General features: G+C 59.5%; 12 protein-coding genes. 10 read left to right on the top strand and 2 right to left on the bottom strand.

Annotated elements, in window-relative coordinates; all coding sequences use genetic code 11:
- The first annotated feature begins 452 nt into the window (after positions 1–452).
- Entirely contained in the window at positions 453–1,487 is a 1,035-nt protein-coding gene (locus tag AZKH_RS06665) for a competence protein CoiA family protein (RefSeq protein WP_041655982.1), read from the top strand.
- 188 nt (positions 1,488–1,675) lie between these two features.
- Here AZKH_RS06665 and AZKH_RS06660 read toward each other — a convergent pair whose 3' ends face one another.
- Entirely contained in the window at positions 1,676–2,536 is an 861-nt protein-coding gene (locus AZKH_RS06660) for a hypothetical protein (protein WP_015434983.1), read from the bottom strand.
- Positions 2,537–2,868: 332 nt separating this feature from the next.
- Here AZKH_RS06660 and AZKH_RS06655 point away from each other — a divergent pair, with 332 nt between their 5' ends.
- Complete coding sequence (locus AZKH_RS06655) at positions 2,869–3,921, top strand: hypothetical protein (RefSeq protein ID WP_015434982.1); 1,053 nt, start codon at positions 2,869–2,871, stop codon at positions 3,919–3,921.
- Between the two features lie 128 nt (positions 3,922–4,049).
- The gene (gene trfA / locus AZKH_RS26210; RefSeq protein WP_015434981.1) at positions 4,050–5,057 is read left to right on the top strand and encodes a plasmid replication initiator TrfA; all 1,008 of its coding nucleotides are present in this window, start codon (positions 4,050–4,052) and stop codon (positions 5,055–5,057) included.
- 462 nt (positions 5,058–5,519) lie between these two features.
- Here trfA and AZKH_RS06645 read toward each other — a convergent pair whose 3' ends face one another.
- Positions 5,520–6,443, bottom strand: coding sequence for a 3'-5' exonuclease (locus AZKH_RS06645; RefSeq protein WP_015434980.1), 924 nt, complete (start codon positions 6,441–6,443; stop codon positions 5,520–5,522).
- Positions 6,444–6,590: 147 nt separating this feature from the next.
- Between AZKH_RS06645 and AZKH_RS06640 the strand changes: the two genes are divergently transcribed.
- The 7 genes from AZKH_RS06640 to AZKH_RS06610 all read left to right on the top strand — a co-directional run bounded on the left by AZKH_RS06640 (position 6,591) and on the right by AZKH_RS06610 (position 17,424).
- Positions 6,591–6,875 (top strand): hypothetical protein, encoded by a 285-nt coding sequence (locus AZKH_RS06640; protein ID WP_015434979.1) that lies wholly within the window; start codon positions 6,591–6,593, stop codon positions 6,873–6,875.
- Positions 6,876–6,887: 12 nt separating this feature from the next.
- Positions 6,888–7,667, top strand: a complete 780-nt coding sequence (locus AZKH_RS06635) for an ADP-ribosylglycohydrolase family protein (protein WP_015434978.1) — start codon at positions 6,888–6,890, stop codon at positions 7,665–7,667.
- A gap of 1,427 nt (positions 7,668–9,094) precedes the next feature.
- Complete coding sequence (locus AZKH_RS06625; protein ID WP_015434976.1) at positions 9,095–10,060, top strand: YafY family protein; 966 nt, start codon at positions 9,095–9,097, stop codon at positions 10,058–10,060.
- Positions 10,061–10,622: 562 nt separating this feature from the next.
- Positions 10,623–13,088: a PD-(D/E)XK nuclease family protein gene (locus AZKH_RS06620; protein ID WP_197538754.1), complete on the top strand. Its 2,466-nt coding sequence runs from the start codon at positions 10,623–10,625 to the stop codon at positions 13,086–13,088.
- Positions 13,085–16,261, top strand: coding sequence for an exodeoxyribonuclease V subunit beta (locus AZKH_RS06615; RefSeq protein ID WP_015434974.1), 3,177 nt, complete (start codon positions 13,085–13,087; stop codon positions 16,259–16,261). Before AZKH_RS06620 ends, AZKH_RS06615 begins: the two co-directional genes overlap by 4 nt.
- 158 nt (positions 16,262–16,419) lie before the next feature.
- Complete coding sequence (locus tag AZKH_RS27195; RefSeq protein WP_015434973.1) at positions 16,420–16,908, top strand: hypothetical protein; 489 nt, start codon at positions 16,420–16,422, stop codon at positions 16,906–16,908.
- Positions 16,909–16,980: 72 nt separating this feature from the next.
- Complete coding sequence (locus tag AZKH_RS06610) at positions 16,981–17,424, top strand: hypothetical protein (protein WP_156822050.1); 444 nt, start codon at positions 16,981–16,983, stop codon at positions 17,422–17,424.
- Positions 17,425–17,443 lie beyond the last annotated feature (19 nt).

The raw sequence follows: 17,443 nt of genomic DNA, 5'->3' as shown, positions 1-17,443 counted from the left end.
CAACTTCAGTCATCACGACGCGCACCCTTGTCGGCCTGCAATAGTCGGTTGTTTGCAGCCCAGGAGGCGGTCATGCTCCTTAACATCCTGTCCCAAGATTGGTAACGAGGTCACAATGCTGGAAGCCATGAATGATGGCGCATTGGTGGCCGACTACTTCGAGTCTCGTCTGACCAAGCCCTCCCTAAAGGCGGATACCTGTCCGACATAGACGGGAAGTGGATGAACTGGCCGAGCACGAAGAAGAACGGCAGCAGGCAAATGAGGTGCCACTGGACCGTTTGAAAACGTTGGTAGGCGCAGAACCCCGCATTGCTGCCGTAGCCGCCCTAGGCCGGGGTGTAGGAAGCGGCACGGGCTTAGCGTGTCCGCGCGAGGTTCGCTAACAACCAGGAACTCGGCACTGACCTAGCGGAGACCTCACCAAGGACTCGAAGGCACCACGACCACACATGACCGCTCTCCTCCTCCGCACCGACGGCCTCCTCGTGAGTCCCGAGGAGGTCGGCCGCGGTCTTGCCTGCAACTGCCTCTGCCCTGGCTGCGGACATGCCGTCATCGCCCGCCACGGTACCGAGAAGGTGTGGCACTTCGCCCACCACCGAGCACCACCCTGCTCAGAAGGGTATGAGAAGTCGGTGCATGAACTCGCGAAGCAGCTCATCCGCGACAGAAGAGAGCTTCTCGTTCCCACACTGGAAGCTGTTGTTAGCGCGACCGATGCTTACGGACGACGCCTTGAAGACCGAGAGCTCGTCTTTGAAGCCAAGCGAGTGCATTTGGACGACTGTCGGTTATCCGTAAAGTTGAACGATGTGACAGCAGACGTGGTCGGCCGTGCTCAGGACCGCGAGGTGCTCGTCGAAGTGACGGTATTCCATCGACTCATGCCCGATAAGGAGGCGCGACTAAAGGCAACAGGCATCGCTGCACTCGAAGTCGACCTCAGCATCTTCAAGACGGTCCAGGCAACACGCGAGCGTGTTGAGGAAGCGCTGTTCGACAATCGCACAAATCGCCGCTGGCTCCTGCACCCGCATCTCGTGATGGCGGAATCGACCGCCATGGGGCGACTCCAACGACGGCTTGCTGAGATTCGTGAGCAGTATGAGATTGCCGTCCGGGAGCGCGATGCAAAACTACGCGCAGACCGTCCCACGCATCGTTCCGGCTTTGGTGACTCGCCTGTCCGCCGAGTTGGGGCCCTCTACGGCGGCCCGAACTACGAGGCAAGACCGTCGCAAAGCGAAACAACGTGGCGAGCGGCGTTCCCTGATGATGGAGACAATCGTCGCGCACAGGTCGCGCTCGCAAAACGCGCCGGCAAGTCACTGATGGATGTCAAACGAGTGACGGAACAGGCGACCAAGCGCGAGCACCTCCAAGCCGTAACTCCCGCATCACTCGCAGAAAAATGGGCTGACCAACTCCACATTGATGCAAAAGACGTGATGCGTTTTTTCGAGGATGCGTTCTACGTCATTTGATGAGTGCGGGTGACATCGAAAAGCCGTTGCGCGGCACAACCGACACGGAGCGAGCCATAGCGAACGATGCACAAGGTCTACACCGCGCGTAATCGCATACGCGAGGAGAACGCGTGGCAAACGCGGGCCGCACCGACGTTTTGTACGGTGAGTACCCGAACCACGGAGGATGCGGTGGCGAGAGAGTCCTATTCCTCGTAAGCGCGAACTTGGGCCAACGTCTCGGTAAGTCGACCTTCCTGCAACCACTTTCGCGCCCGCTCTTCGCCGAAATCCTCGCATGCTTCAGAGAAGTCCATATCCAGCGGTCGAACCTTCGCCCGCACGCGCTCGCGCCGTGCCGCAATGTCCGCGACCGTCACTTTCTTGGTCGACTTCCCGATTCGCTCGGCAAGAGCGAGTAGTTTCAGGCGCCAACCGAGGTCGTTCAGGTCGTTGCAGGATGCCCTGAAAAGGCGGGTCTTGGCCTCATATCGCGTGAGACGGGCGAGCGCCTTGAAATGAGTGACTGGCAGCAATTCCGAAACCTTAAGTGTGAGGCCGCCGATGACCGAGGAAATAAGCAGTCTTCCCATCGACGCTGCCACAAGCCTTTCGGCCATTCCCCGCGGTGTCAGCAACTGAATTTCCCCTTCATATCGGGCTCGAGCTGTTTCCTCTTCTCGAGCTTTGCGCTCCCTTAGCACCACCTCTGCCGCCGCTGCATCAAGGTCGTCGGTCGTGGTACGCATGAGCAGTGCTTTGGCCAGGCGCATCGTGGGGTGCGGGATTTCCAGATGCACCGTTTTTCTTGTGTTCCGTTCGAAAGTCTGCCGAAACGTTCCGAGCATTGCTCTATCCAGGATATTGGCGAGCGCGGCAAGGTAGCACCCGTCGCCGCTCACTCGAACTCCGTGCTGCACTGGCGAGAAACACAAACCTTTTATTGCCAGTGGGCTGGCGGAAGCGAGTAGCTCCGTGATGTCCAAGTCCGCTTGCTTCGCCTTCTCGTCCGCCGCGGTCACTCCTCCAGCGTAGTAGCCTTGACCGTGCAAATCTCTCGTATTCATGGTGTATCTCCTGTTAATGGGTGTGCCGGCATCCGGGTTGCTGAGGTCGCAACTGCTTACGGTGCTTGGGCTACCCTTTAACTATGCGGCGGCCTGCCGAGACGCTCCAAATTTGGCGGAAAGTTCGCTCCAGACGGAATTAGCCTGGGTGTCTGCTACGGAGTGACGTACGCGCAGTCCAAAACAGCAGGCCCGCTCGGCGGCATAGCACACGCATCTCCCGCGGACTCGCGCGAAGCTCTCCATAAATATTTCTCGGCTCCCCCGAAAACTTTCGCCGCATTCGCTACACATCCGGTCCTCGCCCGGAGGACGACCTCAGGAGATAGCGAATGTTGCATACCATCAAGAACCCGCAAGTCCGCGAAATTGCAATCAAACTGCGTGAGAAGTACGGAGATACCGCTCCGACGAAGAAGGAGGTGCGAGCGGCGCTTTCAGCTACGCCCCGTACCGAGCGTAGCTACACGCTGGACACTGCAACCGACGAAATCTACCGGCGACTAACCGCACTTGCTGAGTTCGGAGCCGTCCCCTTTCGCGCCGAAGCGCGTCTGGGCCGAGCCGTTACTGACCATGAGATGAGAGGGCTGCGCAGGACGAAACCCCTAAGCAATGAGCTGCCCGGGCGACTTCTTGAGCACAAGTGCATCAAGCCCCGCACTACATACCTCAATCTTTACCGCCACAACGATGGCGGGCATACGGCGCTTCAGGTGGCATTCACCGACGACCCGGCCAAAGTAGGCGTTTCAAGTGAGCGCAAGGCCGATTGGGAGGTATATCGCGGCAAGTTCAAGGGCTGGGCATACGACATCACCACAACCACCATCACCTTGCCGCGCCTTTGGCGAAATCGGGTGTTTGACCGCGGACTGCATGCTGTTGACGGAATGATGTGCCTTGATGCCAGCCAGCTCGACGGCGCGCCTCAGGGCGTCGAACTGTTCGCCGCGCGCTGGGTGGTCCAGGGGCGTGGCTACGAGGTTCGTTGCGAGGAAGGTTTTGTCGCACGCCAGGGCGAGGTCGCCCACCACGGCTCGACACCGCGTAGCGCGCTGCAGGGGCTGAAGCGCAAGCAGGCGGCGGCGGAGGCTGTCGCGCTGGCCGAGACGGCGCTCCAACTGCCGTTCGAGCAACTGGTGCGGCGGCTCGGGTCCGCGACGGAAAAGCTGTTTGTTGATGTCAAGGACGCACGCGCGGTCGGCGCCTGCGAGTTCGGCATCACTTCTTGGTGTCACCGGGTCGGTTTGGATTACGCGGCCGGCAGGGCCCCGTTCGCCCAGGTCTTCGAGAAGTACCTCGAGGTGCCGGCCGTTGAGGCGCGTGCCGCGATGCTGTACGTGCTGCGGCGTCATCGCAAGAAGCTGGCCGTGGCCGCCTGAAAACCATGGGGGAGCGCCTCCCCCATTCTTGTTGTTCCCAAGGTTTCCAGACGGGACGTCGCTCGCGCACATGCTCAATCGGCGTCCTCGCTGCATCCCGACACTCGTGCCAGTGAGGAAAACTGAAAATGCCGCGATTATCTTTGCGGGAACGGCGTCACATTGCCGACGAAATGATTCGTGACGGCGAATCAATGAACCTGCCGGATGTGTGCGAGGCCGGTCAGCGGATGTTGGCCAGCGTGCGCATCGCGGAAGCCGCGATGGCTGAATACGGGACTATTGGCGAATTCGAGCCTCATGCAAGCCCCCTCGATGTCCGTGAGCGCCAGAAGCGCTCGGCGGTGAAAATTGGTCCCGTCGTACGACTTCCCACGATGAGTTCCGGGAAGACCGTCTGTCCCAACCTTGTGCTGCGCTCCCCACTGTTCGCCGTAGTTAGGAAGGGAACCCGGCGGGGACTGACGCGCGAGGTTATCGCCTCGGAACCGGGCTTTGAAGTGCTATTCACCGGCACACAGCTTGACCAGGCGGACCTCGACGTGTGGCTTCATTGCCTACGCCTGTCTGCCAATGCCCTTGGCCAGGAGATTACCGTCACCCCATTTGAATTCTGCGCCGCCATTGGTCGTGGCTGGGGCTCGCGCACGACAGAGTGGCTGAAGGATGCTCTGGCAAGACTCGGAGCGGCAACGCTTTCAGTTCGCACAGAGAACGGTGAGTTCATGATGCGCGACCGTATGGTCACGTTCGATTCGTTCGGCCAGGGAGATGGGACAGCATTGCGATTCGCAGTACCTCCAGCGATGGGAAACCTGTTTGGCACGGGTAGGTGGACCGCGCTACTGCTGGAGGTACGGGAGAAGCTCAGGGGAAAGCCGCTCGCTCAGTGGCTCGCGGGCTTCTATAGTACGCACGCGAACCCTATTCCGGTCCCGATAAAGACGTTGCGTCTGCGGTCCGGGTCCTGCACCGACAGTGAGCTATCAAAGTTTCGGCAGACACTCTCAATCGCACTCGCGGCGGTCGTGGCAAGCGGCTTCCTCGTGTCATGGAGAATCGACGAAAACGATTGTCTGCGTGTGGTGCGTGCTCGCCTTCCGGCTCGCTCGCCTCGGGGCAACGATACCGCATGAATGAGCGGCGGACCGACAAATTGGGACGTGCGTAGCAGGTAGATTCGACATGCGCAGCAGGTAGGAAGTACGTGCGCAGCAAGTATGCGTACGTCGCTGAAAGCCTCGTCCTGTACGGAATCTGGCCAATCGTAATCGTTTTAATCTTAAACTTGGGCGAATAATTCTCGGATATATTTTGCGCCGAGATTTCAACGGAACCTGGCGGTTCCCCCCGCTTCGCGGGGTCCCCCCTCCCTACCCTAGTTTCCGCCACACTTTGCATGAGGACCATTGGTACTCGCGGCGAACGGCTTTTCTTGCCATGGTGATGGTCGGGATTCCCGCTCACGTCGGCGTGGAAGTACCCGAAGCGCCCTGCCTGCTCGGAACCATCTTCCTATTGAACAAGATGTGCCCGATGTACCTGAATGACATGCCGACCACAAGAATGGGACAGCCTGAAAAGCTGCCCCAAAAGCATCACAGATATCGATTCTCGAGTCGTCCTGCTCGGTCTGAGTAGCGCACCGTTGCATCGAGGACCTCGACCTTCACCGGAACCGAGTTGCCACCGTATCCGGCCTCCTTCAACGTCTGCAGGTCCTCGCAAAGAGCGTCCCGAGTCGTCATCAGGGTCCAGCAGTATGCGTCTGCATCCCAGCGGTAACCTAGCGCCTTCAGCCGGTCCTTTCGCTCGTACGGAGCGTCGACGGCCCAGATGCGGCAGCTTTCCCCTACCGCGGACCGGAGCAGGTGATACAAACCCGGTCGCCCCGACCGCGGCAACGTATGCTGCAGGACTTCCAGCAGAGCTTGGCAATCATCCAGGGCCCGGTGTGCGGTATGAAAAAAACCGAACTGCCCAAGGAGATACTCCAGTTTCTGAGACCCGAACCCCTCGGCAGCCCACGGCACCTCTTTCACCGAGCATGCCCAACGGTAGCGCTCGAAGACAGGCAAGCGCCTTTCCAGCATCCGCCGGTCGAACGCCGCGTTGTGCGCGATGACAACTGAGACGTCCGACAACAGTACGGCGACGTGGGCATCGTCGATTCGCTGCCCGGCGACCAACGCGTCGGTGATGCCGTGAATCCGTGTCGTCTCAGGTGGTATGGAGCGTGACGGCTGCTCCAGCGCACCATAACTGTCCTGCACCTCAAATACCTGCCCGGTCTCCGCGTCATAAGAAAACCGCAGCATCCCGAGCTCGATTACCTCATCCTTCTCCGGGTTCAGGCCCGTCGTCTCGGTATCGACCAGAACGCCGTTCGCGACGTACGAAAACTCGTCAGGAACGCCGTATTTCGCACGCGGTTGAAGTCGCCGCAGGACGCGGTAATCCGGGTGTCGCTCGAGAGCCTTCACCATTGCCGCCACACGCACAGCTTCCTTGTCGTCAATCATCCTCGTTTCTCCAGTTGGCCTAGGTCCTAGGTATAGGAACTCAGACTGCCATTGGCCTCTGAAGCAAACTGTGCGCTCCGACCGGCTCATCCAGTGAGCCAGCGAGCCCAGATAATGGACCCCATCACAACGAAGGGGAGATATGCCATGCCGCAAGCCGCTATGACCCATCACGCCGCTCGCCGCGCACAGCAACGCGGGATTCAGGCGGAGGTGCTGCCCCTCCTGATGCAATTCGGCGTGCACGAATACGACAAGCGAGGTGCGAAGCTCATGTATCTCACACACAAGAGCAAGGAACGCATCCGCCGCAGCGTCGGCAGTGACGCCTTCCGGCGCATCGAACCGGCCTTGGGCGTCTACGCGGTGGTCGACGAACGCGGCACCGTCATCACCGTCGGGCATCGTACCCATCGCATCAACCGCAATTGAGGAGCTACGCAAATGTTGGGCGCAGTCATCGGTGACATCGTTGGGTCGGTCTACGAGTTCAGCAACTTCCGCTCGAAGAGTTTCAACCCGTTCTTCCACCAGAAGGCTTTCTACACGGACGACACGGTCTGCACGATTGCGGTGGCCGACGCACTCGTCAACGGCCGGGACGCTGCTGAAGCGTTGAAGGATTGGGGCCGCCGCTACTGGGACAACGGCGGCTGGGGCAGCCGATTTGGCGAGTGGCTGCTGTCTGACAGCATGGAGCCATACGGCAGCTTCGGCAATGGCGCTGCGATGCGGGTCGCGCCGGCCGGCCTGCTTGCCAAGTCGGTAGAGGAGGTGACGACACTGTCAAGGCGGGTAACGTCGGTAACGCACAACCATCCTGAGGGCCTCAAAGGTGCGGAGGCGACGGCGTTGGCAATCTTCCTGGCCAGAAATCGCGTTACCCCAAAGAACATCAAGGTCGCCGTGACTGAGCGCTTCGGGTACGACCTCAATCGCTCGGTCGACGCCATCCGACCGCATTACCTGTTCAACGAGACTTGCATGTACACGGTGCCGGAGGCCCTCATCTGTGCGCTGGACGCTACCGACTTTGAGGATGCCATCCGAAATGCGATATCTATCGGCGGGGACAGCGACACGGTCGGAGCCATTGCCGGGGGTGTTGCCGAAGCGCTGTTCGGCATCCCCGACGACATCGCCGACCAGGCATGGAGCTATCTGCCTCACGACATGCGGGAGGTCCTGAGTCACCTTTATCAGGAAGTGGGTCAGCTGGTCTGAGGAAAGCACCGGGACATAGCATGACCTGGGGACGCGACAACATCTGACGCGAACACTAGAGCCGGTTCAGAGCCCCCTCGATTGCTGGACTAGGGTGAGATTTGGAGACGACATGGCCCGCCCGCACAAGAGGTAATGCGCGTGACAACTATTGACGGGGATGGTCCGTCCCCCGTCGAACTGCCCTGGCTGCTGCAGAGCGATGCACCGCTCAGGAACTCAGTGAGGCCCCGCGAACGAGTCCTGGTCCATCACGCGCGTGACCGCCGCACAAAACGTGGGCAACTGATGTCGCCTTTGACTTTCCATGCCGGATTAAGCATGTGTCGCTAGCGGCGACCTTGAGAGTGGCGTGACTCGGCGCTCAGGGCGTGGCGTACCGCATACGCCTCATGGGTCGTGATGAAAGTCGCCGACCGCGAACCGGTCGGCGCCTGTCACACGGTTAACTCTGCTAACCTGCATCCAAACACCATATAGGCGTTTAGGGGCGGACATGGCGAGAATCCAGTGTTCGTGCGGGGGCGAAAACGAGCGGTGCTACAAGTGTGACGGCCGCGGGTGGTATAACGAGGACGACGACCGAGACCTGCTGAAGGAGGTCAGGAGCGGCGTCCCGAGTTACAACGCTGGGCCGTCTCTTCCTCCGTTTCCCCCGCTAAATAGCCGACGTAGGCTCATGGCGTATGCAGCAGTCGAGGCGAGCGTGCGGGGGCAGCCCAAACTGCACTCGAAGGCGCGAAACAACCCGTCTTCGTCCAAACGGGGGGCAGAGCGAGGCCGTGCCATCACCGTCAAACCGGGAGAGAGTAGCCTCTACATGGAGTCCGGCGGAGACACGTTCCCGTGCACGTATCCTGAGCACATGCGCGAGCGCTCGGTGCGAATTGCTGTTTCCCGGATGCTCGGGCGCGTTCGCCGCCACATTCCAACCCGGAAGAAGCGTGATTTCCGAGCACAGTACGAAGTGCGCGCAGTGCATCTCAGGGGGAACGGAGTGGCTGTAGCGGTCCTGAAGGACCTATTTTCGGGCCAGAAGGTCACCGTGAGGGAGGACCGCTTCGGCACCTTCGTGAAGCGTGAGATTGGACGGTCGGTGCAAGCGCAGGTCGAGGCGGAAGGGCGAACTGCCCCTCGCGAAGTCCATGTGGTCGAACGCAGTTTGGATGCCTCTCGGGACTATTGGCGCATCCGAGACCATGGCCAGTTCGGGTCCCACCCGTCACACGACGACTACGACGAATAGGCACAAAGAAACAGCCTTGACTAAGGGTCTTCAAGCGGGGCGCTCGAGAGGTAGACGCGGCGCGACTTCGGGGAGAGAGCAGAGCGCCTTCCACATTATCGCGGAACATGAAGCGTGAGCGAAGAGCTTGGGTACTGCAAACGGGTATCCTACTGCCATTTCAGATTGAAGAAAGAGCGGAATGGACCGAACCGAACGCTTCTATCATATCGACCGACTGCTCAACGAACGTCGCGTGGTGCCTGTCCAGACCTTCCTCGACGAACTTGAGGTATCGCTCGCAACCTTCAAGCGGGACCTGGAATACCTCAGAGAACGCTTCAACGCCCCCATCGTCTGGGACCGCGACGCCGGCGGATATCGTTTCGACGCGCCCTCCTCCGGCCCACGGTACGAACTGCCAGGGCTCTGGTTCAACGCGTCTGAAGTTTTCGCGCTGCTCACAATGCAGCAGCTCCTGAAAAACCTCGAACCGGGATTGCTTTCGCACCACGTCGAACCTCTCTTGACACGTCTGCGCGCAATCATGGGTGAAGGGGAAATTTCCGTCGCAGACATCGACAAGCGCATTCGCTTTCACCGGCAAGCGGCTCGGGCACACGATGCCAAGCACTTCACCCCGATTGCCACAGCGGTCCTGCAACGTCGTCGTATCACTATCGACCATTACGTGCGCACGCGGGACGAGACCGTTCGTCGCGAGGTCTCCCCACAGCGCCTGACCTTCTACCGGGAGGCCTGGTATCTGGATGCGTGGTGCCACCTGCGCGAGGAACTTCGCAGCTTTGCCCTCGATGCGATTCGCGCGGTAACGCTCACGACGGAGAAGGCGAAGGAAGTCAGCGACCGGGAGATGCGCAAGGTTCTCGACGGCGGCTACGGCATCTTTTCGGGTAAGGATGTGGAGTGGGCGGAGCTGGAATTCACGGCGGAACAAGCGCGATGGGTCAGCCGCGAGGTGTGGCACCAAGACCAGCAGGGGCGCTTTCAGGACGACGGCACTTACCGCTTGCGCGTGCCGTTCAGCAACCCCACCGAACTCACGATGGATATCCTGCGCCATGTGCCAGCGGTGAAGGTCATTGAGCCTGCGTCGTTACGAGAACGCGTTCGGCACCAACTCGCGGAAGGCATGAAAAGCATCTAGGTCGCTCATCTGGTGAGCTATGGACTCGGTACAATCTGCACGCAATTCACATAAGAGGGGGTCGCCGTGCAGATAGTCAGTGGAAGTGTCCTGTACTCAGCATCCGACCTCGTGAATTTTCTCGAGTGTGAGCATCTCACCACCCTCGACGGCATCCACCTAGATACCCCGCCCCCGAAGACCGAGGACAGCGCCGACGCAAAGCTGTTGCGTTGCCCGCCTTAAGAATTCTGCAGGCGACCTACTTAGTGCATTTGTCATTCGCGTTTAATGTTTTGCTTACCCAATGGAATTTAAATCTGCACAGTTCGCACGGAGTCGACGGGATGTGGCAATTTGCCGTCACTGACAGCCACGTTCTGCCCCTACCATGGGCGGCCGCGGCACTGCTTATTACGGTTACCGACAGATGAACATAACATTTGGCTTGAGTCTTGACTCTCGACTAGGGCCCTCGCGCGAGAGCTCACTCGGTGACCCCGTGCTAGGTCGTATGGGCCTATTAGGACTCCTTGAAACTTACCTCGGACTGCTGCGTCCTGAGGTATCACTTGCTCGACGCGTGACCAGCTACCTCGGACATTTGCGGCTATGCGATAACCATGAGCGCTTCTACAGCCGCTCGCTAGAGGCTGATAGCGTCGGCACCGCTGCCGAGCTCTTATCCTGGCGTGACGAGTGGCGCCTAGCTGGCTGGGACGGCTCAGCGCCGGATGATGCACCGCAGCGCCTACGTGAATTGGCTCTGGTTGAGCAATCAGCTGCCAGCAATTTCTCTGTCGGTGAGGCTGAACGACTTGTCGCTGTCATTGCGGCCCTTTCCACCGAGCCTATACCGATTAAATCGGTGTTGTTGGTAGACCCGATTGCGAGTTTTCCGTGGGTTTGGCGCAAGACTCTGGCGCTGTTACCTAACGTGAGCCAGTGGATGCCCGAACCGCAAGGCCAGGGCCAATTGCGCCAACTCCAAGAGTGCGCCCAAGTGGCTCTACGCAACGGCCGGCTACAGCCAATTGGCGCCCCCATTTCGGATGGTAGCGTCGTCATCCTGCAAGCCTCTACCCGCGAGGTGGCAAAACATTGGTTAAGCGCTATGTGTCAAAAGACGCCTGCTGACCGGCTTCTGGTTTGCGAGGCGGGAGGTGACGCTGTCGATACCACGATGACGGCCACAGGCGGCTCAGGGAGCGGATTCCAGAACCCGAGCGAGCTGCGCCCGTCGCTACAAGCCGTGGGACTTGCACTGGAGATGTGCTGGTCTCCAATCGACGTCGGCCGCCTAGTCGAGTTCCTTGCTCATCCCATTGGCCCCTTCAGCCGTAAGGCACGTTTCAACCTCGCTCGCGCCGTTGCCGAACAGCCGGGCATTGGAGGCGCGAGCTGGAACGCTGTAAAAGAAAAAATCGGAGCCACGGAAGATGGCAAGGGCGTCTTGGAAAGCATTGCATTCTGGCTCGAGGGTGACCGTTGGAGCCGTGACGAAGGGGCACCAGTTGATGCCCTGCTCGTTCGAGTCGACAAGTTGGCTACAGCACTGAGGAAACGCCTTACAGGCGATGAATCTGCGAGAGCGTCTCTGGTGCCAGCTGTAGAGCAGTGTTTGGCGGTTCTGGAGGGCCTCACAGAGTTCAAGCGCCAGGGCATCGCCAGCCTGACTCCGCGCCATGTTGAGCAGCTCATCGTGCACGCGACACCTGGAGGAACTACCAACCCTGGCTCACCAGCGCAAGTCGGCTGCATTCGTGCTGAATCCTCCGCAGCAGCCTGCATAGAACCGGCAGACGAGGTTATTTGGTGGATGCCATCCACTCCACTTCTTCCAACGTCTTTGCCGTGGTCGCAAGCCGAAGTGACTGCGCTGGGAGAGCTGGGAGTTCACTTGCGCGACCCTCAACAGGAGCTCGAAGCCCTGTCCAACCAGTGGCTCCATCCACTCTTGGTAGCCAAGCAGCGCTTCGTGTTGGTCCTTCCGCCCGCCGGAGCAGAAGAACACCCGTTTCGGCAGCTACTCTGCAAGCTGGCACCGGCACTCACGAACTCGTGTATCGACATTGATGCCGAACTGGAAGGTGCGTTTGTCGGCACGTTATCCACTAATCTGGCCCGCATGGAACTGCCCCAAACCCCCAGATTCATCGAGTTGAACGCACCGTTGGAGCTGCCCAGCTGGAGCCAGTCATACTCATCGCTGTCCGAGCTATTCAATGACCCAGCCCTCTATGCCCTTAAGCGGGTTGCTCTATTGCGCCCCGCCACGGTACTCGCTGCTGAAGAAGACAACCGCCTTCTGGGAACGCTTGCCCACCGCGTCTTCGAGAAATTTTTCGGACACAGCGATGCCTTGGCATGGACCAACGGCCAAGCACTGGAGTGGTTTCGGGGTAGTGTCGATGAGCTCCTGCAGACCGAAGGTGCCTTACTCTTGATGCGCGGCGCAGGTGTGAGCCAGCAACGCTTCAAGGCTGTTTGTGAGCGGGCTATCTGCTCCATGCTCGACCATCTGCGGGCAGCTGGTGCCCTGCGTGTTCGAACGGAGGTTTGCGTTGATGGTGAGCTGGGCAATGTGCCACTCAACGGCCAGGTTGACCTGATTGTGGAGTTTCCCGGAAGCCTAACAGTCGCGCTAGATATGAAATGGAGAGGCGACAAGCATTACCAAGAGATTTTGCGACAAGGCAATCATCTTCAGTTGGCTCTCTATTCCTTGCTCATTGAGCAGAAAACCGGCGCCGCCCCTGTTGCGCTCGGCTACTTCATGGTCGAGTCCGGAAGCATGTACGTCACGGCTTCCGGGGCCATGCCGAAGGCGCAAGTGCGCACGCCTCCCGCGGGCGCGACAGCTTCTCTGCTGCAGCAGGCCAAGGAAACTTGGAGGTGGCGAGCCCAGCAGTGGGCTACAGGGCAAATCGAGGTCGTACCCATTGGTGCCGGTGACGATTACCAGGGACCGCTAGGAACGTTGCACGTTGAAGGGCCAAGGACGTGGGACAAGGACCACTTGGTGCTGTTAGGAGGGTGGGGGCAATGAACAACGTTGAGTTCATCAGCGCGGGCGCCGGCAGTGGAAAGACCTACAAGCTGACGGTCACGCTCGCAGACGCGCTGGAGTCGGGGGCTGCCCGTCCGCACGCAATCCTGGCCACGACCTTCACGGTAAAGGCCGCAACGGAGCTTCGAGAGCGTGCGCGCTCGTGGCTCCTCGAAAAGGGTCGCATTGACCTAGCCACTGCAGTTGGCCAAGCTCGGCTTGGTACCGTCAACAGCGTCTGCGGCCAAATGCTCAAGCGCTTTTGCTTTGAGTTGGGCCTCTCTCCCGACCAGACCGTGCTCAGCGAGGGCCAGACGAGGCGCTTGCTAGCAACGTCGCTGTCCGAAACCCTCGATGGTGCAGGTCAGTTTGAGCTAGTTAAGCTGACTGCTCGCTTTGGTATCGAACAAGCGGACTGGTCCAAATCAATTGAGGGCGTCGTTAAGGCCGCTCGAGATAACGATATCTCTCCCGCTCAGCTACGCGTGATGGGCACGCGAAATGCCAACTCGATGCTGGCAAACTGGCCGGCACCATCTACGGGTCAAGACCCAACCGGCACCTTGGCGGCAGCACTCTCGGAGGCACTGGCCGCAGTCACCAAGTACGTCCAGGAGACCGAGGCGGCCGGCGGCAAGGTCGCCCAAAACCTTCAGAAGGGTCAGCACGAACTCCAGCGCCTCGATAGAGCCTTCCATGAAAGTCGTTGGACCTGGCCGGACTGGATTGCGGCATGTGGAATCGACGCTGGCGCCAAGGTTCGCGACATGGTCAAACCTGTCGCCGAAGCTGCCCAGGCTCACGAGTCACACCCTGCCTTCCATGCCGAGGTACGCCGCTACCTGGAGTTGGTCTTCAGTCTGGCAGCTGATGCTCTCGACACGTATGCTGAGGCCAAACGAATGCTGGGGGCCGTCGACTTCAGTGACCAAGAAGTGTTGTTGCTGCGAGCCATCCGCGAAAACCCTGATGTCCGAAACGCGTTGTCCACCGAACTCGACCTCGTCATGGTCGATGAATTCCAGGATACGAGCCCGCTTCAACTCGCGCTCTTTGTCGAGTTTGCCAAGCTGGCACGTCGCTCGGTCTGGGTTGGGGACCCGAAGCAAGCCATCTATGCCTTTCGTGGTACCGATGCCCGGCTCATCGCGGGAGTTCTTGGCGCCATCAAGGGCTGGGGAGGCACACTTGGAGAGCCATTGACCACTTCGCGGCGCTCCACTCCTGCATTAGTGTCTCTAACGAACGCAGTCTTCGAGAGCTCCTTTTTACCGGACCTCAACTCCGAGGACGTCCGATTGCAGCCTTCGCGCTCCGACATCCCGGACCAACCTGCACTCTTCAACTGGAATTTTGAGAGCACCAAGAACGAGACAGACTACCTTGGACTCGGCCAGGCGGTCCGAACACTCATCGATTCTGGCCTGAAGGTCGAAGACAAGGTGAGCAAGCAGCTGCGGCCTGTTCGCCCAGGCGATATCGCTGTCCTGTGCCGCATTAATGCGCAGGTCGAACTGGCTGTGACGGCTCTGAGCCACTGGGACGTCCCTTCAGCGAGTCCGCGTGCGGGTCTGCTGGGAACGCCAGAAGTCATCTTCGTTCTGGCGTGCTTGCGGCGCTTGCTCGACGCTGGGGACACCTTGGCCTCAGCCTTGGTGCTGACGCTCGCTGACGGCGCTAAAGTGGAGGAGTGGTTGGTTGACCGCCTCAGGTATATCGAGACCGAGGGGGCCGACCCTCACCTTTGGAAGGCCGTTGGTAACTCAGCACACCCGCTGCTCTCGCGCCTTGAGGCGCTGAGGCCAAACATGGGCGCCCTCACCCCGGCAGAGGCGCTACGCCTAGCAAGTGCTGAGTCTCACGTTGCACACGTGGCAACCCAATGGTCGCGCTCGCCCCACGAAGCCAGAACACGCATTGCTAACGTCGACGCTCTACTCGACCTCGCCAACGCCTTCGAGGACGAATGCATCGCGGCCAAGCGCCCGGCCACCGTCAGTGGCCTACTGCGCTGGTTCGAAGCGCTGGCAATCTCGGGCGATGACGACCGTGCAGCGACCTCAGACGACGCCGTCGCCGTGCTGACTCATCACGGCGCCAAGGGCCTGGAGTGGCCCATTGTCATCCTCACCTCTTTGGGGAGCGAAGCGAGAAGTGCCCTGTGGGAGGTACGCGCGCGCACCGACGGCGACTTCGACCCACAACGCCCTCTGGAGAACCGCTTTGTGCACTTCTGGCTTAAGACATGGGGCAAACGTGCTCAGCCCCAGGCAGCCGTGAATGCAGAGGCCTCTGCTATTGGTCAAGCCATGGCAGCGGACGCCCGGGCGGAGAACAAGCGACTCTTCTACGTCAGCATGACCCGTGCTCGCGACGTGAACGTGTTGGTGTCTTGCATCCGTCGGCAACCAAACCGGGGCTGGGTCGATGAGCTTGGTGCCAGCCAGCTGCTCTTTGGAGACAGCGGCCTCCTTGACCTGTCAGACGGCAGTCAAGTCCTACGAGAGTCGCGAACCTGGACGGCCGCCGAATGTGCTCTCCAGCCTCCGGAGAAATCGGCCTCAACTTGCAGCTGGTTTGTTCACAATGCCCCTCTGGAAACCAAGCCTCTCTGGTATCGCCCAAGCAATGCGGATGGTGGCACCTATTCGGTCGCCCAATCCCAATCGGTAGGCGTTCGGGTTTCTCTGCAAGCCAGCGTTGACATGACTGCTCTGGGGACTGCCTTGCACCTGTGCATCGCACGCGCGTGCATTTCGGGCAAGGTCACCGCAGCCGATATAGAGCGCATCCTCACCAACTGGGGCGTAGCGCATGGCGTCGACAAGAAAGCGGTCCAGGCGCAGATTGAGGCTTTCCAAGAATGGCTCCAGCTGCGCTGGCCCGGTTCCGTTGTCTATTCAGAAATACCCATCGAGGCGAACCGCCCCGATGGCACAAGGCTTCGAGGCCGTATAGACCTCTTGGTCAATTCTCCAGATGGGTGGATTCTGATTGACCACAAAGCCAATCCAGGCGGTGCATCACGTGACGAAGGACTGACACAAGAGCACGGCCCGCAGCTCTCGTCCTATGCCGAAGCCATCGAGGCGAGTACGGGCAAGCCCGTCAAGGAGCAATGGCTGTATCTGCCGGTAGCTGCGCGAGCCATACGAATTGAGAAGACCACGTAGCCCCCATCCTAAATTAAGTCTGTCTGATTGACCCTTGGGTACAACTTCGCTACGCCCCCTCTACGGAAGGTGCTTCGTCATGCAGCAGCTCCAATCTACCTCCGGCCATTTCTGTTTAGTCCGGCGGCAGGAATTCAGGCCAATCTAAGTAGTGAGATATGCAAAAAGAACAAGTCGTGCTGCAACTGCCTGAAGTAGTTAATCAACTTTGGACAGCGCAACAGGCACTCGCAAAGCACTACGCCCAGACTCAGCTAAAGTTCACACTGGACGGTCGGTTGGTCGGTGACATCGCTGAAGCGCTCGCATTTGAGTACTTCGACCTGGTCCCTCCGCGGAAGCGTACAGGAGGGGTAGATGCACTAACGAAATCGGGCAAAACCGTGCAGGTTAAAGCCTCTGGCCTGTGTAACTCTGGTCCTGCCTTCACACCAGGAAAAGGTTTTTCTGAGTACCTTCTTTTCTTCCAGATTGACTTTAGAGTCGGCAGAGCAAAGGTTCTCTACAATGGGCCCGAAGCGCCCATTCGCGCACTTCTTCCAGCAGAATGGAAAGGCACGAAAGTTGTCCCACTTCAAGCACTCCACGCGCTGGCGATGAAAGTCGCTTATTCAGATGCTTTGCCCTTTAAGGGCACGCAATGCTAACTCGCTAGTGCAAGGGCCCGCCATCGGTCGTCCCACGATGTAGGGCTGACTTTGAGGCTAATGGCTCATGCCATGAGCCACTCCGACGTTACGATGGGTTCCATCAACCACAACGCGGAGAATGTGATGCTTAGGAACGAATGGAAATTTGCCTACACCGCGGCGAAGTTGGCTGAGGCGGCGCACACCAAGCTGGACCATCACGACCAGCGGATTGCCTTTTGGAAGGCAAAGAAAGACGAAGTCATGGCCCTCATCCGCTCCGAAGGGCTCGAAATCGACGAGAAAATCGTACTCCAGTACTCCAGCCCGAAAGCTCGTGACTGGGAGCGCGGCGCTCAGGTAATGGTCCGCAACGACCTCAGCACTGACCTCGACGAGTGCGTCAAGAAACTGGCCTGGCACACCGACAAACGGAAGGACTACGACGGATGGCTGCAGGCACTCAGCGCGGCCCCGGAGGAGCGCCACGAGCTCGACATTGACGACTGGCTCTTCTTTTTCGGACGGGTGTAAAAGCCGCGGCACTGACTAC

The sequence above is a fragment of the Azoarcus sp. KH32C genome, from assembly GCF_000349945.1.
GTDB lineage: Bacteria > Pseudomonadota > Gammaproteobacteria > Burkholderiales > Rhodocyclaceae > Aromatoleum.
This window is presented reverse-complemented; position numbering and strand designations above follow the sequence as displayed.